Annotated in this window: 24 protein-coding genes, 1 tRNA gene and 1 pseudogene; 16 read left to right on the forward strand and 10 right to left on the reverse strand. The window is 45.7% G+C overall.

The window, feature by feature from the left end; genetic code table 11:
• Positions 1–180: 180 nt before the first annotated feature.
• Positions 181–1692, forward strand: a complete 1512-nt coding sequence (locus V6668_RS10140) for a sensor domain-containing diguanylate cyclase (protein ID WP_338708324.1) — start codon at positions 181–183, stop codon at positions 1690–1692.
• A gap of 49 nt (positions 1693–1741) precedes the next feature.
• On the opposite strand, the gene V6668_RS10145 is transcribed toward V6668_RS10140, so the two are convergent.
• A complete protein-coding gene (locus tag V6668_RS10145) occupies positions 1742–2104 on the reverse strand; it encodes a winged helix-turn-helix transcriptional regulator (protein WP_036609739.1) in 363 nt (120 codons plus the stop codon).
• A 223-nt stretch (positions 2105–2327) separates the two neighbouring features.
• Positions 2328–3320 carry a Gfo/Idh/MocA family oxidoreductase gene (locus tag V6668_RS10150; protein WP_338708325.1) on the reverse strand — a complete coding sequence of 331 codons (993 nt, stop codon included), beginning with the start codon at positions 3318–3320 and terminating at the stop codon, positions 2328–2330.
• A gap of 226 nt (positions 3321–3546) precedes the next feature.
• Here V6668_RS10150 and V6668_RS10155 point away from each other — a divergent pair.
• A tRNA-Leu gene (locus V6668_RS10155) sits at positions 3547–3630 on the forward strand.
• 104 nt (positions 3631–3734) lie between these two features.
• On the opposite strand, the gene V6668_RS10160 is transcribed toward V6668_RS10155, so the two are convergent.
• The gene (locus tag V6668_RS10160) at positions 3735–3920 is read right to left on the reverse strand and encodes a hypothetical protein (protein WP_338708326.1); all 186 of its coding nucleotides are present in this window, start codon (positions 3918–3920) and stop codon (positions 3735–3737) included.
• Between the two features lie 158 nt (positions 3921–4078).
• Here V6668_RS10160 and V6668_RS10165 point away from each other — a divergent pair, with 158 nt between their 5' ends.
• Positions 4079–5233 (forward strand): sn-glycerol-1-phosphate dehydrogenase, encoded by a 1155-nt coding sequence (locus tag V6668_RS10165; protein ID WP_338708327.1) that lies wholly within the window; start codon positions 4079–4081, stop codon positions 5231–5233.
• A gap of 223 nt (positions 5234–5456) precedes the next feature.
• Here the strand turns inward: V6668_RS10165 and V6668_RS10170 are convergent, their stop codons facing one another.
• A complete protein-coding gene (locus V6668_RS10170) occupies positions 5457–6053 on the reverse strand; it encodes a helix-turn-helix domain-containing protein (protein ID WP_017689431.1) in 597 nt (198 codons plus the stop codon).
• Positions 6054–6501: 448 nt separating this feature from the next.
• Between V6668_RS10170 and V6668_RS10175 the strand changes: the two are divergent.
• From V6668_RS10175 to V6668_RS10220, 10 genes and pseudogenes are all read left to right on the forward strand, one after another.
• Positions 6502–6885 (forward strand): annotated as a pseudogene (locus V6668_RS10175) (phage holin family protein); the annotation flags it as partial.
• A 286-nt stretch (positions 6886–7171) separates the two neighbouring features.
• Entirely contained in the window at positions 7172–7459 is a 288-nt protein-coding gene (locus tag V6668_RS10180; RefSeq protein ID WP_017689429.1) for a Dabb family protein, read from the forward strand.
• 173 nt (positions 7460–7632) lie between these two features.
• Positions 7633–8094, forward strand: a complete 462-nt coding sequence (locus tag V6668_RS10185; RefSeq protein ID WP_338708328.1) for a DUF86 domain-containing protein — start codon at positions 7633–7635, stop codon at positions 8092–8094.
• 10 nt (positions 8095–8104) lie between these two features.
• Positions 8105–9019, forward strand: coding sequence for a DUF4261 domain-containing protein (locus V6668_RS10190; protein WP_076326966.1), 915 nt, complete (start codon positions 8105–8107; stop codon positions 9017–9019).
• A 185-nt stretch (positions 9020–9204) separates the two neighbouring features.
• Positions 9205–9582 (forward strand): YtxH domain-containing protein, encoded by a 378-nt coding sequence (locus V6668_RS10195; RefSeq protein WP_017689426.1) that lies wholly within the window; start codon positions 9205–9207, stop codon positions 9580–9582.
• Between the two features lie 221 nt (positions 9583–9803).
• Positions 9804–10613 carry a glutamate racemase gene (gene racE / locus V6668_RS10200; RefSeq protein ID WP_076249991.1) on the forward strand — a complete coding sequence of 270 codons (810 nt, stop codon included), beginning with the start codon at positions 9804–9806 and terminating at the stop codon, positions 10611–10613.
• A 228-nt stretch (positions 10614–10841) separates the two neighbouring features.
• Positions 10842–12053, forward strand: coding sequence for a M14 family metallopeptidase (locus tag V6668_RS10205; protein WP_338708329.1), 1212 nt, complete (start codon positions 10842–10844; stop codon positions 12051–12053).
• 196 nt (positions 12054–12249) lie between these two features.
• On the forward strand, positions 12250–12507 hold the full coding sequence (locus V6668_RS10210; protein ID WP_017689423.1) for a hypothetical protein: 258 nt from the start codon (positions 12250–12252) through the stop codon (positions 12505–12507).
• A 142-nt stretch (positions 12508–12649) separates the two neighbouring features.
• On the forward strand, positions 12650–12952 hold the full coding sequence (locus V6668_RS10215; RefSeq protein WP_017689422.1) for a heme biosynthesis protein HemY: 303 nt from the start codon (positions 12650–12652) through the stop codon (positions 12950–12952).
• Between the two features lie 21 nt (positions 12953–12973).
• Entirely contained in the window at positions 12974–13195 is a 222-nt protein-coding gene (locus V6668_RS10220) for a DUF1450 domain-containing protein (protein ID WP_017689421.1), read from the forward strand.
• A gap of 100 nt (positions 13196–13295) precedes the next feature.
• Here the strand turns inward: V6668_RS10220 and V6668_RS10225 are convergent, their stop codons facing one another.
• Complete coding sequence (locus V6668_RS10225; RefSeq protein ID WP_338708330.1) at positions 13296–13694, reverse strand: hypothetical protein; 399 nt, start codon at positions 13692–13694, stop codon at positions 13296–13298.
• A 150-nt stretch (positions 13695–13844) separates the two neighbouring features.
• On the opposite strand from V6668_RS10225, the gene V6668_RS10230 reads away from it, so the two are divergent.
• Together V6668_RS10230 and V6668_RS10235 are read left to right on the forward strand one after the other, a co-directional pair.
• Positions 13845–14126 (forward strand): hypothetical protein, encoded by a 282-nt coding sequence (locus V6668_RS10230; RefSeq protein ID WP_338708331.1) that lies wholly within the window; start codon positions 13845–13847, stop codon positions 14124–14126.
• Positions 14127–14299: 173 nt separating this feature from the next.
• Positions 14300–15130, forward strand: a complete 831-nt coding sequence (locus V6668_RS10235) for an aldo/keto reductase (RefSeq protein WP_036670089.1) — start codon at positions 14300–14302, stop codon at positions 15128–15130.
• Between the two features lie 353 nt (positions 15131–15483).
• On the opposite strand, the gene V6668_RS10240 is transcribed toward V6668_RS10235, so the two are convergent.
• The 4 genes from V6668_RS10240 to V6668_RS10255 form a co-directional block, all read right to left on the reverse strand.
• Entirely contained in the window at positions 15484–16209 is a 726-nt protein-coding gene (locus V6668_RS10240) for a DsbA family oxidoreductase (RefSeq protein WP_338708332.1), read from the reverse strand.
• Between the two features lie 87 nt (positions 16210–16296).
• Positions 16297–16725 (reverse strand): cytidine deaminase, encoded by a 429-nt coding sequence (locus V6668_RS10245; RefSeq protein ID WP_338708333.1) that lies wholly within the window; start codon positions 16723–16725, stop codon positions 16297–16299.
• 76 nt (positions 16726–16801) lie between these two features.
• On the reverse strand, positions 16802–18802 hold the full coding sequence (locus V6668_RS10250; protein ID WP_338708334.1) for an LTA synthase family protein: 2001 nt from the start codon (positions 18800–18802) through the stop codon (positions 16802–16804).
• Positions 18803–19017: 215 nt separating this feature from the next.
• Entirely contained in the window at positions 19018–20172 is a 1155-nt protein-coding gene (locus tag V6668_RS10255) for a THUMP domain-containing class I SAM-dependent RNA methyltransferase (RefSeq protein WP_036609715.1), read from the reverse strand.
• A gap of 238 nt (positions 20173–20410) precedes the next feature.
• Here V6668_RS10255 and V6668_RS10260 point away from each other — a divergent pair, with 238 nt between their 5' ends.
• Positions 20411–21043, forward strand: coding sequence for an O-methyltransferase (locus V6668_RS10260; RefSeq protein ID WP_338708335.1), 633 nt, complete (start codon positions 20411–20413; stop codon positions 21041–21043).
• A 451-nt stretch (positions 21044–21494) separates the two neighbouring features.
• Here the strand turns inward: V6668_RS10260 and V6668_RS10265 are convergent, their stop codons facing one another.
• Positions 21495–22706, reverse strand: coding sequence for an asparaginase (locus tag V6668_RS10265; protein ID WP_338708336.1), 1212 nt, complete (start codon positions 22704–22706; stop codon positions 21495–21497).
• Positions 22707–23058 lie beyond the last annotated feature (352 nt).

Consider the following 23058-nt stretch of genomic DNA (forward strand, 5'->3'; position numbering starts at 1 on the left):
ATTTGATCTTAACAACTTTCGTATAAGATAGAAGGAATATGCTTTTTCATGAAAATCCGGGGGAAGTAAACGATGATTGCACAGATCAAGAGATCTAGAAGATTACGAAGAAAAATAAAAAACATCAAGAAGATCAGCCTCACGGCTTTACTCGGCGGGTTGGTCACTATTTCAGTTATAATGACATTGACCCTCATGGTCATCTCATCTTATACATCTCAGAAACAGTCACTCATTGATAACACCCTGTCCTTAAACTATGCAAGCGCTGTGCAAATGAGTCAAACGCTGGATTCGCTTTTTTATTCCATGCAAGAGAGCTTGAAATATGCAGCCAATTATTTCCCGGATATGGATCACTCCAATACAAAAGAGTTGAATTCCACATTGGATTTGGTTCGCAATAGCAGTAATTTTTTCAATTCCGTTTCTTTGGTAAATAAAGCTGGGGTAGTCAGGTCAACCTCACCTTACTCAGAGGCTAGTGTAGGTCACCATGTTAGTTCCAATGCAGCAAAAGAAGCGGTTAAATTGAGAACTTCGTATATCTCCGAAGCGTACCAGACACCCAGAACCAAACGCAGAATTGTATTTGTCAGTGAACCGATCTTTGATTCTGCAGGGGATTACCAAGGAACAATCGGTGGAAATATCTTTTTGCAGGAAAATAATATATTGAGTCTGTCTTTTGGCAGTCAGCTCAAGACAAGTAATGGGTCCTACTTTTTTATTGTGGATAAGAAGGGCACTTTGTTATTTCACCCAAACACCAACCGAATTGGTGAAAATGTCAGTAAAAATGAAGTGGTGCAAAAGCTGCTAGTAAACAAGCACGGTAAAGAACAATACAAAAACCTGGCAGGTGTGGATTCGCTTGCAGGTTATTACAAAGTTCCATCAACAGATTGGGGCGTCGTAATCGTGTCTCCAACCCAAACGGTGTACGATCAGTTGAATCATCATATCCGTATGTTGTTACTGTACACCTCAGTGCCTTTCCTGATCCTGACCCTTATTGTGGTTCGGGTTGCACGCAAGCTGGCCAGTCCTTTTGCTATGCTGGCTGATTTGGTGAATCAGGTCGATAAGGGACAAGTAGAACTGCCTGTGATGAAACCTCACTGGAATAGAGAGGCAGACCTTCTAACAAGAGCAGTTGTTGGCGCATTAGCGAACTTTAGGAAACAGACAAACCAGCTTGTCTATGATGCCAGAACAGATGTTTTAACAGGCATGAACAATCGCAGAACCTTCGAAGAAGTCATTCAGGAATGGATTCAGGATGAGGCGCCATTCTCCATTATTGTTCTGGATATCGACCGCTTCAAGTCCATTAATGATACATTCGGGCATCATGCTGGGGATGAAGTATTAAAACACATTGCCAATATCATTCAATTGTCTGTTCGACCAGAAGATGTATGCGCCAGGTTTGGTGGAGAGGAATTTGTAGTCTTGTTAAGAAATTCCGAGTCTAACGTCGCTTTTGAGATTGCTGAACGTATCCGAATAACGGTCGAAGAAAGCATATTGCCTATAGATCGTTCCGTCACCATCTCGGCTGGAATTGCTGAATATCCCAAGCACTCCACAACATCCACAGAACTGTTTCACCTGGCGGATAATGCATTGTATCAAGCGAAGGAAGAGGGACGTAACCGTACGGTTACGATCCAATCGGTTATTAAATAAGCAAGCAAAGAAGCTGTTCCCTAAAACTAGGGACAGCTTCTTTTGTGTACTATACCTCTTGTGAGGATCTGGCCAGAACCTCATTTGTATACGTTTCTCCCCAATCTCGCATGCTGAAGATAATCGGCCGTAACGTTTCACCAAATGGTGTGAGGGAATACTCCACTTTAGGTGGGATCTGGGGGTATATTTCACGATGAACAATTCCGCTGCTTTCCAACTCTCGAAGTTGCAGGGTGAGCATACGCTGGGTGATGTCAGGAAACAATTTTCGGATCTCGTTAAATCTCAAAGGACCGGAGAATAAATGATACAAAATGGCACCTTTCCATTTGCCTCCGATCACACTGAGGGTAACTTCCACGGAACAGCCGTATGGCGCGGGACATAGCTTGGTTGCGTCCTTTTTCATTATAAGTACACCTCCACTTTACGGTGATTTTCTATAGTATCTATTTGGGTGGTTATATTACATAACGTACGTATAGTTCATGAAAGAGCATATCACTTATGATGCGGATTATAAACCCTAATTATAGTCGAAGGCAGATGTGCTGATGTCTATAATATAAAAAAGAGCCCCGGTTTCAGGCTCTTCGCTGGAAGTATAAAATATGATGATGAGCGTATATACGCTACTTCAGTGACGATAGAATGGAGTCACATAGATCCATTGTTGCAATATTATCCCTGGCGCTGGAATGTGGGACAGTCTGATTCTGGCAACACGCGATGAAGTGCGCCATTTCACCAACAAACCCGCGTAGATAAAGGTCACGATAAGCTCCTGACATGGGAGATCCGGAAGGCGTATATACGGTATCTTGCTCCTCGAGAGATTTCCAGGGAAGGCTGGTCGAGCTTCGGGATTGATGAACAGTAAGTGTGTTGATCTCTTCAGCTGACGCAAATCCGTTGTCAAAGGTGACGAGTACACTTTCACTCTCCCGTGACCAAGCACTCATGCCGGTAAAATAAGCGCTGCCTACTACGTTATTCTCAAATACAAGGGAAATGCTTTGATTAATGTGTTCCCCGTCCTTCACGGTTGTGCCTGTAACTCGTATTGCTTCTCCGAATAAGTAACGCATCAGATCAACCATATGAATGGCAGCGAGCTTCATGAACTGTTCCTCATCCTTGCAAAATGGGGTACTGTCTACAGCGAATTTCATCTGGAATGAACGTACCTTACCTAGCGAACCACTATCAATTAGCTCCTTCAGCTTCATGTATATGGGGGCATAACGTTTCATAAAACCGACCATGACAACGACGCCAGCCTGCTCGGCAGCTTCTGCTACAGTGGTGGCTTCCGCTGCGTTCCATCCGAGCGGCTTATCCACGTATACATTCTTGCCAGCCCGAATGCATTCGAGAACAAGAGCGGTCTGATCAACAGGCTGGGCGACCACAACCACTCCGTCACAGATTTCCTGCTGCAACATAAGCTGAGCATTGTCATACGCTTGTCCGTTGCTGCCAAATCGCAGCAGAGCTGCTTCAGAGCGTTCCATACTGCGTGTGGCAATGGCCTGGATCTGCGCTCCGGCTTCAACAACAGAAGGGTAAATATTCGTGGATGCATGAAACCCGGCACCGATAAAACACAGATGGGTTGTTTTCAAGGTGGATCTCTCCTTCATTTTTGCATTCGTATGGATGGTATATTTGTTGTTTAATGCTACGATAGGGTGTTTGAAGTTGTGAAAAAAGGACATATGTCCTATTCTTGAATGAATAAAAAAAGAAGTTGCATTTTTATTTTGGAGCATGTATACTCTGAATTACGGTAAAACAAGGAATTGTTTCACCTTAACGCTTTTCATCGATGGATGAGGAGATACATATTATGCGGTCGTGGCGGAATTGGCAGACGCGCACGGTTCAGGTCCGTGTGGGCTAACCCCCGTGGAGGTTCGAGTCCTCTCGACCGCATCTAACAAAAAAGGTTCGTGAGTTGCTCTAGGGCAATTCACGAACCTTTTTTATTTTGTGGATCATTCGTGTGAAGCCTGCATTTTGCTACCAGCATGCTAATGCTAATGTTGCCGCTGGCGCAGAATGACTGCCGTGATGATCCCGGCAATGGCTCCTGCAATACCAAATAGCGTTACACTGGCAACCACTTCAACCGACTGGAGACAAAACAAAAAAGCGATACCGCTGCCAAAAGTGGTTCCGGCGAGAAATCCGAGCGAAATTCCTAATTCTTTCGTTAATTTCATTGCTTCACCTACTTGGAAATGTGAGATATGGATTTGCAAATATTGGGTACAGGCAGTAAAGTGTGATCAGGAAAATCATCACATTTTATTTCCTTTTTTATCTTGTGGTTTTAACCCGTTAATTATGCATGATATCTCATATGGGAGGGTAAGAGCGAATGAATATGAACGAACGAATTGCAGCATGGAATGAGGAAGCACAGCAGTGTGCTTGCGGTCATCAACACAGAGTGGTGGATATGCTGATACATCTGGAAGCTGGTGCCATTCAGAGGTTACCGGGTTATTTGTCTGAGCAAGGATATCGTCAGGTGACGGTTGTTTATGATCGACATACGTTTCGGGCCGCCGGATCTGATGTGCTGAGTAGTATTCGCGAAGCGGGAATGCATGTGGATGAGATCGCTCTACCGGAGAATCGCACGGGGGATATCATTGCGGATGAAGCAGCTATTGTACAGGTCATGTTGGGTGTGAGACTCGAAAGTCAGGCTGTAATTGCGGTGGGTTCAGGTACCATTCATGATCTGGTGAGATTTGTTTGTTCCAAAATGAATAAGCCCTTTCTGTCGATACCGACAGCGGCTTCAGTAGATGGCTTTACCTCTGCGGGTGCACCCTTAATTGTAAGCGGAATCAAACAGACATTTCAGGCTGTTCCGCCTGAAGCCATTTTTGCCGATATGAATATCCTGGAGCAAGCTCCCCAAGTGATGACGGCTGCCGGATTCGGAGATATGCTTGGTAAATATACTTCACTTGCAGACTGGATTGTTTCTCGTGAACTGGGCGGGGAACCGTTCTGTCCGGTTGCTTATCGGATGACAGAAGAAGCGCTGCATACCTGCATAGATCATGTACAAGCGATTGCGGAGGGGCGAGCAGAGGGAGTAGCTGTATTAATGGACGCATTAATTGTTTCCGGTATCTCCATGCTGATCATCGACCATTCCCGTCCGGCATCCGGAGGTGAGCATCATCTGTCCCATATTTTGGAGATGGATCTGATGCAAGCGGGAGAAAGACCGGTTCTGCATGGTGCCAAAGTTGGTGTAGCATGTGCATTGCTTACAGTGAAATATAAAGAACTTGCACAGACATCCGGCGAACCGGTGTTTGGGATATATGATCAATTGCCGGAGGCTTCTCAGCTCATCGCATGGTTGGAACAAGTAGGTGGACCTGTGACTACTGAGCAACTCGGTGTAACCCCTGAGATGGTGGAACATGCATTCAACACAGCGCATACGCTTCGTCCTCGATATACCGGATTGAGATATATCAATGAAGTATTGAACACGAGTTTAGGATGACCTTTTAGAGAGAATGATCATGATGAAATGCTTTAACTTCGCTTGTAACGGGCTGTGATGGCTCTCCTTGGGAGCAAAAGGTGAAAAAGGGTAGGTTATCTGACATTTCTGATGGAGTAGCCAGAACAGTGCTTCAAATCCGAGAGACGAGGCATACATTTTATTTTAAAAAAGGCTCTGGCCTCCCTATGGGGAGATCAGAGCCTTTTGGCTGTTCGCTTATTTAGTTGTTGCGACGATCTTTCAAGATGACATCTGCGAACAAAATAGTTTTCGGGATACGGAAAAATTGCTCCGCTTGTTCCTGAAATGCAGCAGAAGGCAGTGTTCCCTGATGCAGCCATTTGCGGAAAGTGCCGGGATGAACCCCGATCCAGTGGCTGACATCTGTCACCGACAGATCATGGACCATACACAAGCCTGTCAAAATACGGTTACTAACCGGAGAACGGGTCACCGTACGCTTCATGAAGCGAGATGACTCGGGTTGACATATGACAGGGCTATTACGCACAACTTCTTCATTGAAGAGAATATGACGCGGGTAGCCGAGTAATTGGCAAGTCTTGTCCAAATTGGTACTGCCGGGTATCCGTCCTTCATATACCCACGCACTGACACTGCGTGAAGAGATGGAGAGGTCTTCAGCAAGCTGGGACAACTTGATATCATTGGCCATCAGCACGGCAAGAAGAACACGATTGCGGATTTGACAGCGTGTCGGTTTTCGGAATCGTTTAACACGGACGCCTTTTCCCAAGTATTTACGGTTGATCAGAGACCACGCCTGGATGGAATGTTGTTCTGGTTGATTAGGCATATTTCCTCCGATTTTTTTTAACCAAATACTACAATAAACAACGGGGTACTTTCAAGTGCCGGGATTACCGGTTACAAATGCGTCAATGCGTGAATTCACGATAAAGAGGGAACTACGAACTAGACCATGCGCAATTCACATCCTAGTATATTCCTAGATTACAATGTTTCACTAAAAATGAGGGGAGAAATTGGACAGGAATAAAAATAATATAGTTCCAATTACTTATCACTAGGTCTAAAGAACTTTTATCTGTTTTTTGTTGATATGATGCGGTTTATTTCCCTGAATTCCCCAAAAGCATGTGATTTTCGTTCCACTGTTGCGAAGAGGATGTGCACAAATCTGAAATGATAAATCCGCATGTTCAGCATGACATGTGACCTGTCAAATCTCTTACTTTTACATATATTGTATGATACTCAAGTGTAAAGGAGAGGTGAGGAACGTGCATCTATCTGTGAATACCTTTGCTGTCATCTCGGGAGCATTTGTTACGTTTGCTTTTGGCGGATGGGATCAATTGCTGAGCCTGCTCGCGGTCGCGATGGCTGTGGATTATATAACAGGTTTGGCAGCGGCGGTAAGAACAGGTACCGGGTTGAATAGCAACATTGGATTCTGGGGGATTGCTCGCAAAGGGCTCATGCTGACAGTTGTTTTGCTTGCTCATCGAATTGATCTGATCATGGGAACCGATTTTATCAAAGGCGGAGCTATTTATTTCTATCTGGTGAATGAACTCATTTCGATTACAGAGAATTATGCCAAAATCGGTCTTCCATTGCCTGCAAAGCTCAGACAGGCCATTGCAGTGTTGAAGAAACAGGAGGATCAGGAGTATCTGACGAATCGTGAATGGTCCAAACCGCAGCAAACCCCGGACGACATCAAACAGCAGGCTGAAACAGGACAAACTTTGCAGGATGACTCCGCGAAACAGACGGAGGATGGATCGCAAAAGAAATCCGAATCGAAAGGAAACGGTTCGGATTAGTTTTTCTTAATCAAGAGAACGTTTCCAAGTATCCTTTCGTAATAGAGAACGTTATGATATATTTTGGATACATGAAAATTCATTCATTTCTACTATTATATTAAACGAGGTGTTTGCCCAGATGATAAAACATATTGTCCTGTTCAAAATGAAAGATCGCTCAGCAGAAAGTATTGAAGCTGCAGCTCAGGTGCTTCGCAATCTGGAAGGTAAAATTGATGTCCTGGTTTCACTTGAAATCGGGATTGATGTGCTTCGCTCGGAGAGATCGTTCGACATTTCACTCACAGCAGAGTTTGCATCACTGGAGGATCTCCAGGCGTATCAGGTACACCCGCTTCATCAGGAAGTTATCAAGTACATGAACGAAGTCAGAGAACAGTCAATTGCAGTGGACTACGAAATCTGATCTATCATTCAAACTACGTTGAGATAAAGGGGACTCTGCATGAGCGATTTAAGAGACGTTATGGAATTTCTATATATTTTTGTTGTGTTTCTAATCGCATGTCCTGTGATGATATTCTGGCTTAAGCGAAGAGGGAAACGGAACCGATAACTCACTGAACGGGAAGTGAACGAATGTATTATGTGAACAGAGAACAGATTGCCCGCCGGCTTGCTGCTGTACCGGAAGTAGCTGAAGGGCTTCGCGGGGCAGCAGAAGCTTGGGATGGCAGTCTCATGCTGGGTATGGTACAGGAACGTTGTCTTCACCTGGCGATCGAGATTGTTACCGATGTGGGAAGTTATCTGATAGACGGCTTCATCATGAGAGATGCAAGCAGCTATGATGATATTATTCAGATTAATTATGAAGAAAAGGTTTTTGATAATCCTACCTATGAGATATTGCGTCAGCTTGTCACGTTACGCAAGCCACTGGTGCAGGATTATTACACTTGGGAGCGGTCTGAGCTCCATCCGCTTAGCGTAGAGTTGCCGAGTATACTTGAACATTTTACTACTCAGGTTAGCGCCTACGTGGAAAAAGAACTTGGTCCTTTCAATACGGCACAAGCCGAGGGACGGCGTAAGGAATGAGGGAAATCGCATGACAAATGAATCAAAAGAATTCAATGAAGCAAATACTGAAAGTAACGAAACAAATGAAACACCTTCCGGATTCCATCCGGTGTATATGGTTGAACTTTTGTTCCGGGAACGTCCAGAGGTGGATCGCCTGCGTTTGCAGGAAGCTATGATCCGTCATACAGGACAAGTCCGACTGGATGTGAAACAAGAGAGCGGAGGGCAAAAGCATGAGATGCTTGTCTTCTATCATCTGGACCACAAGGTATCCTTCCAGGAAGGGGATATCCCTGCTCAGACTTGTATGCTTCCTGTGAATGAAATCGCAGATCGTGCTCGCTTTGGCGGTGCTCTGCAACAAGCATGGCATTGGCCGGATGCAGGACAAGCTGTGGAAGCTGCGCGTTACTCCATTCGGATACATGATATGTTCACGGCTGCCATGCCTCGTAAACAGCGCCTGGAGCTGTTTCAGAAGACTGTACTGGCAATCATGGAGAGTTTGACCTGTGATGCGCTGTATTGGTATGGCAGTGATAAGCTGGTTGAACCGGAAGCATATACGCAAGCTCAGGAACGTGAGGAACATCTGTATGCAGCCATGAATGTTCGAATGTATCAAGCCGGAGGTACAGAGGAACAGCGCGGTTTGGTCATGGATACCGTGGGATTATCTGCGCTGGGTGTACCTGATGTCCAGTGTCACTTCGTCGGTCTTGATCCCGATACGGTGGCTCAGACCTTACTGGGTGCAGCGTATTACATATTTGATCAGGGGGATGTTCTGCAAGATGGACAGACGCTGGGTTCTTCAGGTGGACGTCGCTGGCGTTGTGAACATCAGGCAGCATTGATTGCACCTGGACGATATGTGATTGATTTGGACCCGGGGGATGAGCATGCCGCGGCTGATCTCGAGCCGGCTCGTCAGAACTGAGTTTAAGCCAAGTCATTTGCATCCATTCAAAAAGGGCGTTCAGATTATTTTTAACATCTGGAGTGTCAAGTCAAGCCTGTGCTGCTTATAATGCATCAACAGAGTAGGCATTCGCCCGGATGGCTGAGCGACAGACCGTTGCTTCTAGTCCGGTACTTAAACAATAGTAAAGGGAGAGATGTGACGTGAAGGATTCTAACAAAAGTTTGTTGTGGGGAGCTCTTATTGGCTCCGTGGTTGGTTCAGTAACGGCATTATTGCTGGCGCCAAAATCGGGACGTGAACTTCGTCAGGATATTACAGAAGGTGCTCGTCAGGTATCGGAGAAAGGTCAGGAACTGGCTGGTATCGTGGGAGAACAAAGTTCGCAGATCGTATCCAAAGTTAAAGAGACTGCAGATGTCGTAATTCAGGATATTCAATCCTGGCGCAATTGCGCTGAAGGGAAAGAAATTCGCATATCGGCAGCCATTGTTGATAACGATATCGATAAAACAGTGGATGAACCGGGAATTGACATCGTAGCGAAGCTTCCTGCGGATGAGTCCAAGGACGACAACTAAGCAAAGCTTGGGATAAGCAGGCTTTCCTCTATTTAGAGGAGAGCCTGCTTTGTTGCGTGTCCACACATAGATGACGTAGCGCGTGGATTTAATTTGAACCCTGCGATGAAATCGGGTAAGATGTAGGTACCTTTTTGCCGGAATGTTCATACGGTAGGAAGAAAGCTCTGAGAAACAATCGTTTTGAGAACCAATTCAATGAAGAAGGAAGCGGTGTGTTCGTGCAGCAAGCAATCGCTATATTAGACTCCGGTGTGGGGGGATTGACCGTCGCCAAGGAAGTGATGCGTCAACTCCCGCGGGAAAAGATCATTTATTTTGGGGATACTGCCCGGACACCGTACGGACCCCGTTCGTCCGAACAAGTAAAACAATTTACGGAACAAATCGTTGATTTCTTGATCCAATTCGATCCGAAGGTTATCGTTATCGCCTGTAACACAGCAACAGCAGCCGCGTTGGAGTATATCCGTGGCAAGGTGAATATGCCTGTCATTGGTGTTATACATCCGGGTGCGCGGGCCGCAATCACAGCGACACGTACAGGACGTATTGGGGTGATTGGTACCACAGGTACCATCGGTAGTGGGGCTTATACATCGGCACTCAAGCAGTTGTCCCCCTATATTGATGTGGTCAGTCAGGCTTGTCCGGCGCTGGTGCCGTTGGTGGAACAAGGTGAATTTCGTTCCGAGCACACGACACATACGGTGGAACAATCATTGGGCGAGATCAAACAACAGCCAATCGATTGTCTTATTCTGGGTTGTACGCATTATCCCTTTCTCATGGACACGATTCAGGAAGTTATGGGACAGGAAGTGAAGTTAATCAGTTCAGCAGATGAAACGGCACGTGAAATCAGTACGATTTTATATGATAAACGAAAGCTGGCCAGTGGGGATGAGACTCCGGTGCATCAATTTTTCTGCACGGGTGACCCGAGAATGTTCCAGAATATCACCCGTCGATGGTTAGGGGAGCAGATCTCCAAGACCCCTGTTGTCTGGCAGGTAACGCAATTATCATAGTTATATTCAAATTATGCATGAATAAGACTTTTAATTAATGTATTTTGGCTGTGGACTATCCCGGAACTGTGAAGTTCCGGGATTTTTTGTCGTCATTATGCATTAACCGGAGATAAACATGATTCTTGTCACATGACGGACAACCTGACCTGCATACATATGGTACAGACACGAAATCGGTCAGAACTGGACAGGAGACCTGTCTTTTCCTGTGGAAAGGAGAACAACATGGATCTACAGTGGATTATCGTTCAGCGGGGAGATACGTTGCCGCGAATTGCGTCAGCACACCATATGACCAAAGAGTTCCTTGCTGCACTAAACCCGGAAGTGGCTTCCCAGCCATACTTGCTGGCAGGTCAGATGCTGCGTATTGCCCCCGGGACAGGTCGCAGATACGCTGTACCGCCTGGAGAACGTGTAGGGGAGATTGCAGGGAGATTTGGTATGGACGAAGAGGTGTTGCGCCAGGCCAATCCCGAAATCACCAATATAACCGACTGGGTTGGTCGCTGTATTCATATTCCGGCTTCGAATGGAAAAACTATTGTAAAGATTCAGGGAGAGTATGGTTATCGAGAATTAATCAGGGATATAGACAAGCTGGAGAATCAATACCCGTTTATTGAAACAGGGTCCATTGGAACAAGTGTCATGGGGAAGTCGCTGCCTTATTTGCGTATTGGGCAAGGGTCGAGACATATCCATGTTAATGCTTCCGTTCATGCGAATGAGTGGTTGACAACAGCAGTTCTGATGAAGTTTATCGAAGAGTATGCCGAGGCGTATAGTTCGCATAGGACATGGCATCAATACCAGACAGAACGCTGGATGCAAGAGACGACACTTTGGGCCGTGCCGATGGTTAATCCGGACGGGGTCGAACTGGTTCAGGAAGGTGTGGTCAATCAGCATCCACATGCACAGCAGTTGTTAGCCTGGAATGCCAACAGATCACATTTTACCCATTGGAAGGCCAACATCAGAGGGGTGGATCTGAATGATCAATTTCCAGCCCATTGGGATGAAGAAGCAGCGAGAAGAGGTATAACCTCACCTGGCCCCAGGGATTATGCGGGGGCAGCGCCACTGACAGAACCGGAGGCACAGGCGCTTGCGCAGTGGACGCGGCAACACACATTCGATGCGGTTGTCTCCCTGCATAGTCAGGGACAGGAGATCTATTGGAACTACCGTGATCTGGAACCCAGAGAGAGTGGACCGCTGTCGCGTAGACTCGCCAAAGCTTCCGGCTACAAGGCGGTGAAGCTCGGTGGCAGTGATGCCGGATACAAGGACTGGTTTATTCAAGATTTCGGTAGACCGGGCTTCACGGTAGAAGTTGGATTGGGTGTTAATCCGCTTCCCGTAGAACAGTTTGATGATATTTGTATAGAAGTGGGAATGTTGCTGGCTGAACTTTTATCCAATGGACAATGAGGCAAGACCCCGAATTACGAAGGTGTGAAACTTAACAGTAGATCATTCGTATAACAGGAACGGACGCTATGAGCGACGTTCCGTTTTTATTATTTTTGATAATGACAGTCTACATCATTCGTTCTGAATGGTTTTCGAACGGGTAATGATGGATGTGCCATTTCGGCGACATATATAATGTTACGGAGGGATTCAAATGAAGTGGAGAAGACTGCTGTCGTTCAAACGATGGACACAAGTTTTCAAAAGGCTCCCCCGGCTGCTCCGGGCTCCGCAGATTCCTTTGGGAGAAAAGTTGTTGTTTATTATTCCGGCGCTGTTATACTGGGTACTTCCTGACGTAATGCCGTTTATGCCCATCGATGATATCGGGGTCACTTTGATTCTGATGAACTGGTTTGTAAGCCGGGCAGAACGTAAATATCCTGTGCTTCAGGAGGGGGCACCTTCTTAATTTGCGGCCCAATGGATCATATTAACATTGAATTCGCATCAATGTTATTGCGAAGAGCGGTAACTTTCTTTACAATAGATGCTGTAGTTTAAGAATGCTGAAATTGTTGAAATCTGCAATTACAATATAGGAGATGAAGAGAATGAACTGCAAAATTACGCGTAATGCTGCTAAAGTATTGAAGCTTGAATTGGACAAGCCGGAGAACGAAGGGAAAAACCTGCGCGTTGTCATCACCCATGCACATGGTGACCATGCTCACTACGGGCTTGATATCGACACACCAAAAGAAAATGATACAGTTGTATCTACCGATAAAGAGATTGATGTCATTCTCGCGAATGATCAGCCTTTGTTGAACGGTGTTAAAATTGACTACCTCTACTTCCCGGAAGAGGGATTTGTTATTACGAATCCATCCCAAGGTAATCACGGCGACCACTAAGGGCGCGAAGAAGGGGAACTCATGGCTAACGATATCCGCGTATGCGAAAAATGTAATCATGTCCGACTGAAATCGATTGTGCCCAAGTTGCAAAAAATGGCTCCAGACACGGAGATCAAGATTGGGTGCAAATCCTATTGCGGTCCTTGCGCGAAACGTGCATTTGTCTTTATTAATGGTCGGTATATCAGTGCGCCGACAGAAGAAGAAGTGCTCGCCAAAGTTGCAAAGTTCGTGAAGTAATAGGATATAACACGGTGAGTGGAGAAAACTGTCCACACATCAGAAAGGAGGGGCTACGTGCCTCTCCTTTTTTGCGTTTGGGTAGCAGTGAAAGGATGTGTTACTCCATAGCACCTTTGACCAACTCAGTAATTTGGAAGGTATCTTCTCGAATTTCAATGGCAATGACGGTAGTATCCTTTTTCAGAAAATGTACATGCCCCATTCGTTCTTCCTGCAATTCGACCCAACCTGTATCCGCTAACTTCTGAAAATAATCCATTGGCGGGTAGAGTCCTTGCTCACCTCCAATATGTTTCAGCTCATACTTAACACCTTCTTTAAGAGTGGGATGATCGGAATAAGCTATGTTTTCAATAAGTTTTGCATTGGTTGGAACCGGGATGTCTGGGTTCATGGATGACGCTGTATATCCTTCTATCTCGTATGTTGCAGGAGCGCAGCCTTGTACCCAAATGAGCAAGGGCAACATGCAGAGTGTCAATATTATTTTCTTCAAATGATTGCCTCCTGATTCGTCATGATTATCTAATTAACGTAGTGTAATCAACTAAAGTTACGATAAAAACACAAAAGAAGAATAAGGAAGGCTTGTGTTATCCATCCTAAAGGGGTAACAGGAACATGATAATCCCAAGGAGGAATACTCATGCCGAAGCGTTATGATTCCAGTTTGCAAGCCGATACCACCGTATCTCAGGCGCAAAATGCGGTGAACAAGCTTCATTATGCTGTATCTCAGGCCCTGTCTCATCCGACGGCACAGACCATTTTACAGGCGGAACGTCGTCTGGCACATACGGAGCAGGCGATGCGACAAGCAGAGCTTTCACTCGGAGGGCAAGGTGTTGAGTTGGCAGAGGAAATGTTCATCGAGGAGAAGAGAAGATTGAATTCAATCCAGAGTCAGCACGGTCAAGGGAATTTATAACGTTCCTGTCACATCAGAACCCGCAGGGCAGTAATGCTTTGCGGGTTTTTCATATCTTTTGCAAAGACTCTCGATCATGGGTTTACTCCCACAGTATGTCGAATGGCCGCTTAAAATTCTGTGAGAAGGTTAATAGAACAAGAGCAGGCAAAATTCCATACGGGAGGTACAGAATGACAAAACATATTACAGATTGTACGATTCTGAACAACGGAGTAACGATGCCATGGCTAGGATTTGGAACATATAAAGCAAAAGGTAAGGAAGTACAACAGGCGGTTGAGACCGCTTTGGAGGTTGGATATCGCAGTATTGATACCGCGTCCATCTATGGCAATGAGGAAGAAGTGGGACAAGCTATTGCAAGCAGTGGTGTTGCCCGTAACGAACTGTTTGTGACGACCAAGCTCTGGAACGAGGATCAGGGATTTGATTCAACGTTGAGAGCATTTGAAGCCAGTCAAAAGGCACTTGGACTGAATGTGATTGATCTTTACTTAATTCACTGGCCTGGCAGAGACCAGTATAAGGAGACGTGGAGAGCATTCGAACGTCTATATAGCGAAGGAAGCATTCGTGCGATTGGTGTGAGTAACTTTCAAGTACACCATTTGCAAGATATCATAGATGAAGGTGGCACGGTGCCTGCGGTTAATCAGGTAGAGCTGCATCCGGGTCTGATCCAACAAGAACTGCAAGATTTCTGCGGGGCGCAGGGAATTCAACTGGAGGCTTGGAGCCCGATCATGAAAGGTAAGCTGAACCAAGAGTCCACCCTCAAAGCACTGGCCCAAAAATATGGGAAAACACCGGCACAGATCATTCTGCGCTGGGACATTCAGAATCAGATTGTGACGATTCCGAAGTCGGTTACCCCGGAGCGTATTCGTGAGAATGCGGACATCTTTGACTTTGAATTGACACCGGATGAGTTGAGACAGATTGATGCACTTGATTCCGATAAGCGGACGGGTCCACATCCGGATCAACTGTTCTGGGATTAAGTGGGTAGACGCTAATTGAATATAAGTGTTTGATGAACTACTTGTGGTTGTTCCGGTTACGGATCGTTCTTCGTGGGTTTAAGATGTAGCATAATCGGTCACGCTAAGACACTACTTGTGCAGAACAATCTTTCGATCGCCGTTATCCCCGGATTTTTTTGAAATTCCCTGTATCAAGGGAGAAATCCGGTGATAAATGCGAGCGCTCCGCTTCTCCAGCTTTTTTCTGCCCACTCCGTTATCGTGAAAATTACAAATCCATCTTTAGATTTGGTGGGTAATTAAGAAGTATAAAAAAAAGCAACAGGATCAGGGGATACTCCCTGATCCTGCTGCTTTTTTTGTGAATTGGCTTAATTTTTTTTCGGTACTTCGCAGCCGTCATCTGTGCAGATGCCACTGCCGTCTGTTTCTGTTGTGTTGGATTCAACCATGGTGAATGGGGAACGGTCGTCCCATGCTTTTTGAATGGCATCCAGGAACACCTCGTCAGGCTGAGCGCCCGATACGGCGAACTTGCGGTCGAATACAAAGAATGGTACACCGCGGATACCAAGTTGCTCGCCTTCTGCTTGGTCAGCACGGACATTGTCGGTGAATTGATCACTGGACAGCACTGCCGCAGCTGCGTCACGATCCAGACCTACTTCTTCTGCTAACTGAGCCAACACTTCAGTGTCGCCGGAGTGTTTACCTTCAATAAACACAGCTTGGAAGATTCGTTCACTCAGTTCAAGCGCTTTGCCTTGTGTGTCTGCCCAGTGTGTCAAGCGGTGAGCTGAGAAGGAGTTCGTAGGGATCATGGCATCGATATTGTATTCCAGTCCTGCCGTGCGAGCATTGGCATTCATCTGAGCATTCATACCTTTGGCCTGTTCCACGCTAATATTATATTTGGAAGCCAGATATTCCGTATTGGTTTTGCCTGGGTTCAATGCAGCATTTGGATCAAGCTCGAAGCTTTTGAATTGCAGCTTCACTTCATCACGGTGTGGGAACTGTTCCAGTACATTCTCCAGGCGGCGTTTACCGATATAACAGAAAGGGCACAGAAAATCAGACCATATCTCAATATTCATTTTATTAAAACCTCCATCATTCTTCTCTTTTAGTTGAAACTAATATGGTTACAATTATAAAGCCACTTTCTATAATTCGCAAGGAGATTACTTATTATCCCGATATGCCTTGGACCAATGGTACGGTTGAATCTCATCCAGTCTCTTAAAGAGCAGTTGACCAGAAGGATCGTATACGGCAGCTTTGACTTCTTCGCCCCAGTAAAATAATCGTTCCTGGCATACACCGCAAGGTGTAAGAACCTTAAATTCTGAATGCTCGTCATCACGAGCGATACAGAGGGAGTGGGTGACACGTTCGTTCAATTTGTGGGCTTCCAGATAAGCTCCTGTTTCCATACACAGATGCGTGGCATCGTTGATGACCTCTGGAGCTACGCTAATCAGCAGGGAGCCAGTTTTGGTATAGACGGCACCCGCACCGCCCCATCCCTGAGGATAACGTTGCTTCACAAATTTTGCGGCTGTATCGAACAATTGCTGTTCAATATTGAGTGGTTCATTGTGTGATGTCATGTAATGCAAGTTCCCCTTTTTTAAATCCAATTTAATTCATTTCGTGTATTTGTTTAGCTTGTCATTACGATATTGTTCATTGCGATGTTGCTGCTCCACTGTCTTCCTCTCGAAAGCGCTGAATCAAATCATAAGTAATGACCGTGTCCGAGACATGCAATCGCTTGGTTGCTTCATCATGACCGGGGCGGCAAGCATTGATGTCCGTTTTGTCACGTGTGGACAGGTCATAACAAGCACCGCTCTCATAGATATAATCATCCGATGGAATATAGAATACAGAACCATCCGAGAATGTGCCATTACGTAGCACAACCGTACGCCCAGACCCGTCATATACGTCGTTACCCATATGATAATAGGACTGGTCGGATAAGCCTAGCAAATGCAGTACGGAAGGCGTGATGTCCAGTTGTCCCGAAGGTTCGTTGATGGTTCCGGCAGTTGCTCCGTCCGGTAAATGCACGAGCAGGGGAACCTCGTTCATGATCTGTGTCATATCCAGTTCGTTCAGCGAACGTCCCAGGAACTGTTCGTATTGTGATTGTTCCTTAATTGAGTTGTCGTGGTCTCCGTAGAACATAAAAATGGTATTTTCCCATAATCCCCGATTTTTCAGATCTTCCACCATCTTACCGAGTGCTGAATCCACGTAATGAACGGATTGCAGATAGTTACCAAACATGGTCCCCTGGAACTCGCCTACATCCAGTTGCTGTTTCTCTTTAGGCAAGGCGTATGGATGGTGACTGCTGAGTGTAATGAGGAAGGAATAGAACGGTTCGGTCACCTCACTGCTCATTTTCTCAACGGATTGGCGGAAAAAGGATTCATCAGACAGGGACCAGCCAAGTGGGTCATCCTGTGCAAAATCATTTTTACTATAAAACTTGTCGTACTTCATGTTCTGATACATCGTATACCGATTCCAGAAGCCACTCTCATAAGCGTGAAATACGTTGGTGCTATACCTGTTATCCTTCAGAATGGAAGGAAGGGAATCATACGTGTGGTCTGCATAACGTACAAACGCTGATCCAACCGGAAGTGGATGCAGGGAAATGTTTGCTCCAAAATCGGCATCTGACGTTCTACCCTGACCTGTCTGGTGGTAAAAGTGGCTATAATACTGACTTTCTTTCATCAGTTCATTAAAATGCGGTGTGATCTCCTGACCACCAATGCTCTGGCCAATCATGAAGTTCATAAAAGCCTCACCCTGAACAATGATGACATTGCTGTCTTTATATTTGCCAAACAAGGCATCATTCTGCGGGGCAGTTCCTTGCCTTTCGGCGAAAAACGCCTTTGCTTGTTCAACATCAGCGGGATCAGCCTGCGGCCCGGAGCCGATGTGGTCTTTGGCATAGTTGTATAGATCATAACCGTGAAAAGCGAGCAGTCCGGTCACATTATACATGGATACATTCCACCAGTTGTTATCGAACAGGCCTTTGGCCCATGTTTTGCTGTAGAAATAAATCGGGCCAACCGCGAGGCCAAGTCCCAGCACAAGGGCGATGCTGCCAGCCGTGAGACGGCGGCGCAACCGTGCCTTGCCATCGTTATACGAATAACTCCCGTAACCAGTAACAGATCTACTGGAGTACTTCGAACGGTAACGTCTGCTGAACAGTACGATAGCTGCGAATGGAATGACGACAAGCCAATCGGCAAAGAACCAGAGATCACTTGTGTAGATCAATGTAGCGATGCTGTCACCCAATGCGTCAACTTGTCTTGCCTGCAACAATACCGGGATGGTCAAGAAATCCTGGAAATAGCGATAATACACCATATCGGCGTAGATTAGTGCGGTAAGCAGTAGGTTAAGCACTGCGAGAGACACGATCATTCCTCTACGTGGCAGCAACCAGGTCCAGAAGGATAAGAGTAGTAAAGATCCAATAGCAATGACTTTATCCAGCAGTCCCATCGTAATGTTATAAGCGTGAAGATTGTGATGGAGCCACATGAGTTTGAGCAGCATGAGCACAAGAAAAATAAGATATAACGTTAATGGATGATTTAAAAGCCCGCGTGGCATGGAGCTACGCGTAGGCCGAGTGACAACCATATGTATGTCCCCCTTGCTTTTGTTGTTTTGTTATCGGAATGTAAAATAGGGCTCCATCCATTATAGCGTGGCCTCATGTGTTTTCAACTATGCCTCAGGGAGAATTGATTTCTGCGGAAGCGAAGACCGAAGTCGGTGAATTCATATGACTAGAATAACGCACAAAAAAAAGCGCCCCGGCCATAGATGGCAGGAGCACTTTAGATTCGAAATAATTATGAAGATTGTGGTGTTTTATTTCGTGGGGGCAGTGGGCCCAAATACTGATAGTACTGGGTTTCAATTCGTCCGTTGAACAACTTGCGACGTTTGTCTGCCTTATGACCGAAATACTCCTCAAAAGCTTTGGTCGACGTGATGGCAAAAAAGGACCATGTTGGCATGTCGAGGTAACTGCGTCCTAATGAGCGGAGCAATTTCTGAACTTCTTTTTCTTCACTCAAACGTTCACCATATGGGGGATTGGTAATGATGACACCATATTCACCCTGTGGTCTTGCGCGATGAGCGGGCAGGACGCTGACTTCAATATCTTTGGCAAAGCCAGCACTTTTGATCGCTGCCATAGCAACTTCAATCGCTTCAGGATCAATATCGCTACCTGAAATTTGTAACGGGACATCGTCACGTACAGCATCGAATGCTTCTTCGCGCGCCTGTTCCCACAATTCTTCAGGAATGACAGCCCAGTCCTCAGAGTTGAAGGTCCGACGAAGTCCTGGTGCAATGTTCCAGCCGATCATAGCTGCTTCGATCAGCATTGTGCCTGATCCACAGCACGGGTCATAGAATGGACGGGATACATTCCAGCGGCTGAGCTGAATAAGAGCTGCAGCAAGTGTTTCTTTGAGTGGTGCTTCGGTGACGAGTTTACGATAACCCCGTTTATGCAGACCTGGTCCCGTCGTATCTAAAGTAAGCAGGGCGCGATCGTTCAGCAGAATGACCTCAATCACATAACGAGACCCATCCTCTGGGAACCACTCTGTGTCATAAGTCAGCTTCAGTTTCTCTACGATTGCTTTTTTCACGATCCCTTGTGATGCAGGCACACTGCTTAACTGGGATTTTTGAGAACGACCCTCTACAGGGAATTCGCCGTCGGCAGGAATCCACTCTTCCCAAGGCAACGCTTTGGTGCCTTCAAACAATTCGTCGAAAGTCGTGGCAGGGAATTCACCCATTTTCACCAATACACGATCCGAACTTCTCAGCCACAGATTACAACGGCAAATATCAATATAATCTCCTGTGAAGAAAACCCGTCCATTGTCGATCGTAACGTCTTCATACCCCAGTTGTTTCAGTTCCCGGGCAACAACAGCCTCGAGTCCCATCGCCGAGGTTGCGATCAATTGCAATTGAGCCATGTGATTCATTTCAACTCCATTTCAAGCTGGAGAAGGGAAATCCTTCTCTCTGCTGTATAGTAACGGTGCGGCCTTGCCGCTTTCCGTGAAAAAACTTACAATGAGAAATGCGGTGAACGTATGCACGCCTCTTCGAAGTGATGCATCAGTCAACCGCCTGTGTTGATAACAAACATTTATTATAGAACATTGGCATCCATATGGAAAGCAGTCCAAGTGTCCAAGGAGGATTTTAGTGGTGAATCTGACCCCTGATGAATATGTAAATCAATTATTTCAAGAGGATGAGCTTTTGCTGAAAGTGAAAGAGGCCATCCGTTCGAACGGTATGCCGGAAGTTTCGGTTGCGGCGGCATATGGACGATTGCTCACGTTTCTAGCGAAGACATCCAAAGCAGAAGCTGCGCTCGAAATCGGCGTGCTGGGCGGTTACAGTGGGATCTGCATTGCGCGTGGTTTGCGTGAGAATGGAACCCTGACTTCGCTGGAACTGAAAGAGGAATATGCGGCAATGGCGTGTGGTCATCTGGAGGAAGGCGGTTTTGGCGAAAAGGTAGAGTACCGTATTGGCCCGGCGGCAGACAGCCTGGAGCAATTGGAGCAGGAAGGTCGCACATTTGATTTCTTCTTTATTGATGCAGATAAGGAGAATTATCCGGTATATCTCGATTATGCCATCAAGCTGGCTCGGCCAGGTGCTGTTATTGTTGGTGATAACTGTTTCCTGCGTGGTCGTACACTGAATCCGGACAAGCAGGGCCCGGCCGTGCTTGCTGTTCGTCGTTTCAATGAACAGATGGCAAGTGACCCGCGCCTGGTGACGACCATGTTGCCGGATTACGATGGGCTGGTACTTGCCTGGGTGAAGTGAAGGGAAAAATTTCCTAAAGATAAAACTCCGATGGAGCACGATCTCACGCTTTTGTGTTTGTGAGGGGGCGTGTTCCATCGGAGTTTTTTTAGTGAAGAAGAGATCATAACTAACTTTCAGTTATTTTATGGTAATATTGTATATAATAAGTTATAAATTTCTATATATGGAGGTGTTGAATTGAGACCTTTATTTATTTTTCTTTCTTTGCTTCTGATCTCAGGTTTCGTATTTCATTTTCTTAACGTATACACGCCCTTTTTAATACTGCCAGTTTATATTGTACTTATTGCAACCCTAGTTTTCTTTGTTGTTTATCTGTTTAGGTTTTATTTAACTAAAAAAATAATCATAAAATCTGAAAACACACAAAGAAGAGACGACACACCTTGAATCACAGGGAGTATCGTCTCTTTCTTTGTATTTACAGATATTGTTGTAGTAGTTTTATTTAGACTTCAGGTGTTCCGTACGTTTCAAACCATTTTTTGATGGTGTCAAAATCATCACTGAAGGACAGGCCCAGCATCAATAATACACGAGCTTGTTGTGGACTCAGGTTGTCGCCTGCAATGATACCTTTGCCGCCACCGTACACACTTCCTGAACCCGTCCGAGTGGTGGTCACAAAGATGACACCTTCTTCAATGGCTTTGGTACGAGCTTGTCCCATAGCTCTGGAGATACCGCCAGCTCCGGTACCGGAAGTCACAATTCCTTTGGCACCGCTGCTCACGAATCCTTCAATGGCTCCGCCGCCAGCTTCTTGATACGAGATCGCAATTTCTACTTTGGCCAGATCTGCCTTTGTGATTTTACTTAGATCAAATACGGGCTTTGCTGTGCCTTCAGGTTTCAAGGCACGTGCAGGAGCACGGTAGATTCGGATATTTTCTTCATCAATATATCCTACAGCGCCGAGCATCGGCGTTTCAAACGTATCTGTCCGATAATCATTTGTCTTGGTTACACCACGAGCAAGCTGGATTGTATCATTCAACATGAGTACTGTGCCAAATGAAGTGGTACGACCACTGCCTGCAAGTTTGATGGCGTTGTACAGATTGGCTTGAGCGTCAGAACCGATGACGGTCCATGGACGCATGGAGCCTGTGATCACGACAGGTTTGTCACTCTGAACAGTCATATCGAGGAAATAAGCGATTTCTTCCATTGTATCTGTACCCGTGGTAACGACAACACTGTCATACATTGCCAGAGCTTTGTCTACCGTCTGCGACAAGTCATAGAGGTCGGTCATGCTATAGGAACCTGAACCTGAGTTTCCGAATTGGAGCGTGCTAACATCAGCGATCTTCTGTTTATCCGGTAAGGCGTCTACCATCTCCCCAATCGGAAGTGTACCTGCCTTGTAATTCTGGAAGCTGGTGGCATCCTCGGATTGACCGGCAATCGTTCCGCCAGTTCCGATTACCAATACATTAGGAAGTGCAGAATGTTTGGAAGAGTCTGGTATTGCAGGAATGGAAGTATTGCGAGCCGGAGTAGTAGTTGCTGTCTGAACAGCACCTGTTGTGCCTTTCACCTCTACCGTAGCTGCGTGCGCGGCGTAGGTTCCAATGGGGGACAACGAGATGGTCAATGCTGTTAAAGCTGCGGTACTCCATACCGCCCAGGGGCGAAGATTGGATGTTTTACTCATGAATAGCACTCTCCTTCAAGTAAGTGTGATGTTAAGTTTGTTAAGAAGAATATGTATACCATTTCAAATTGATTGTATTTTATGTTAAGTAATATGACAAATATAGATAATGGTAGAGTAATCGATTACATTCGTAGATAATGAGAGTAAAATGATTGTTTATAAGGAATTATGAAAGATTATTCATTTTGATTAGAGATAGAAAAGAAGCGGTTTTAGTATTTTTGAAGGAAAATAAGCCCTTTTAATGTTAGTTAACATTACATAATGAGTCTTTTGTCCTGATAAATGAAGCATTTTAATAAAAAAATGTCGAATTGGGACTCATATCAGAAGTAGGTAACAGAATGAG

It is taken from the genome of Paenibacillus amylolyticus (assembly GCF_036894225.1).
Classification (GTDB): Bacteria; Bacillota; Bacilli; order Paenibacillales; family Paenibacillaceae; genus Paenibacillus; species Paenibacillus amylolyticus.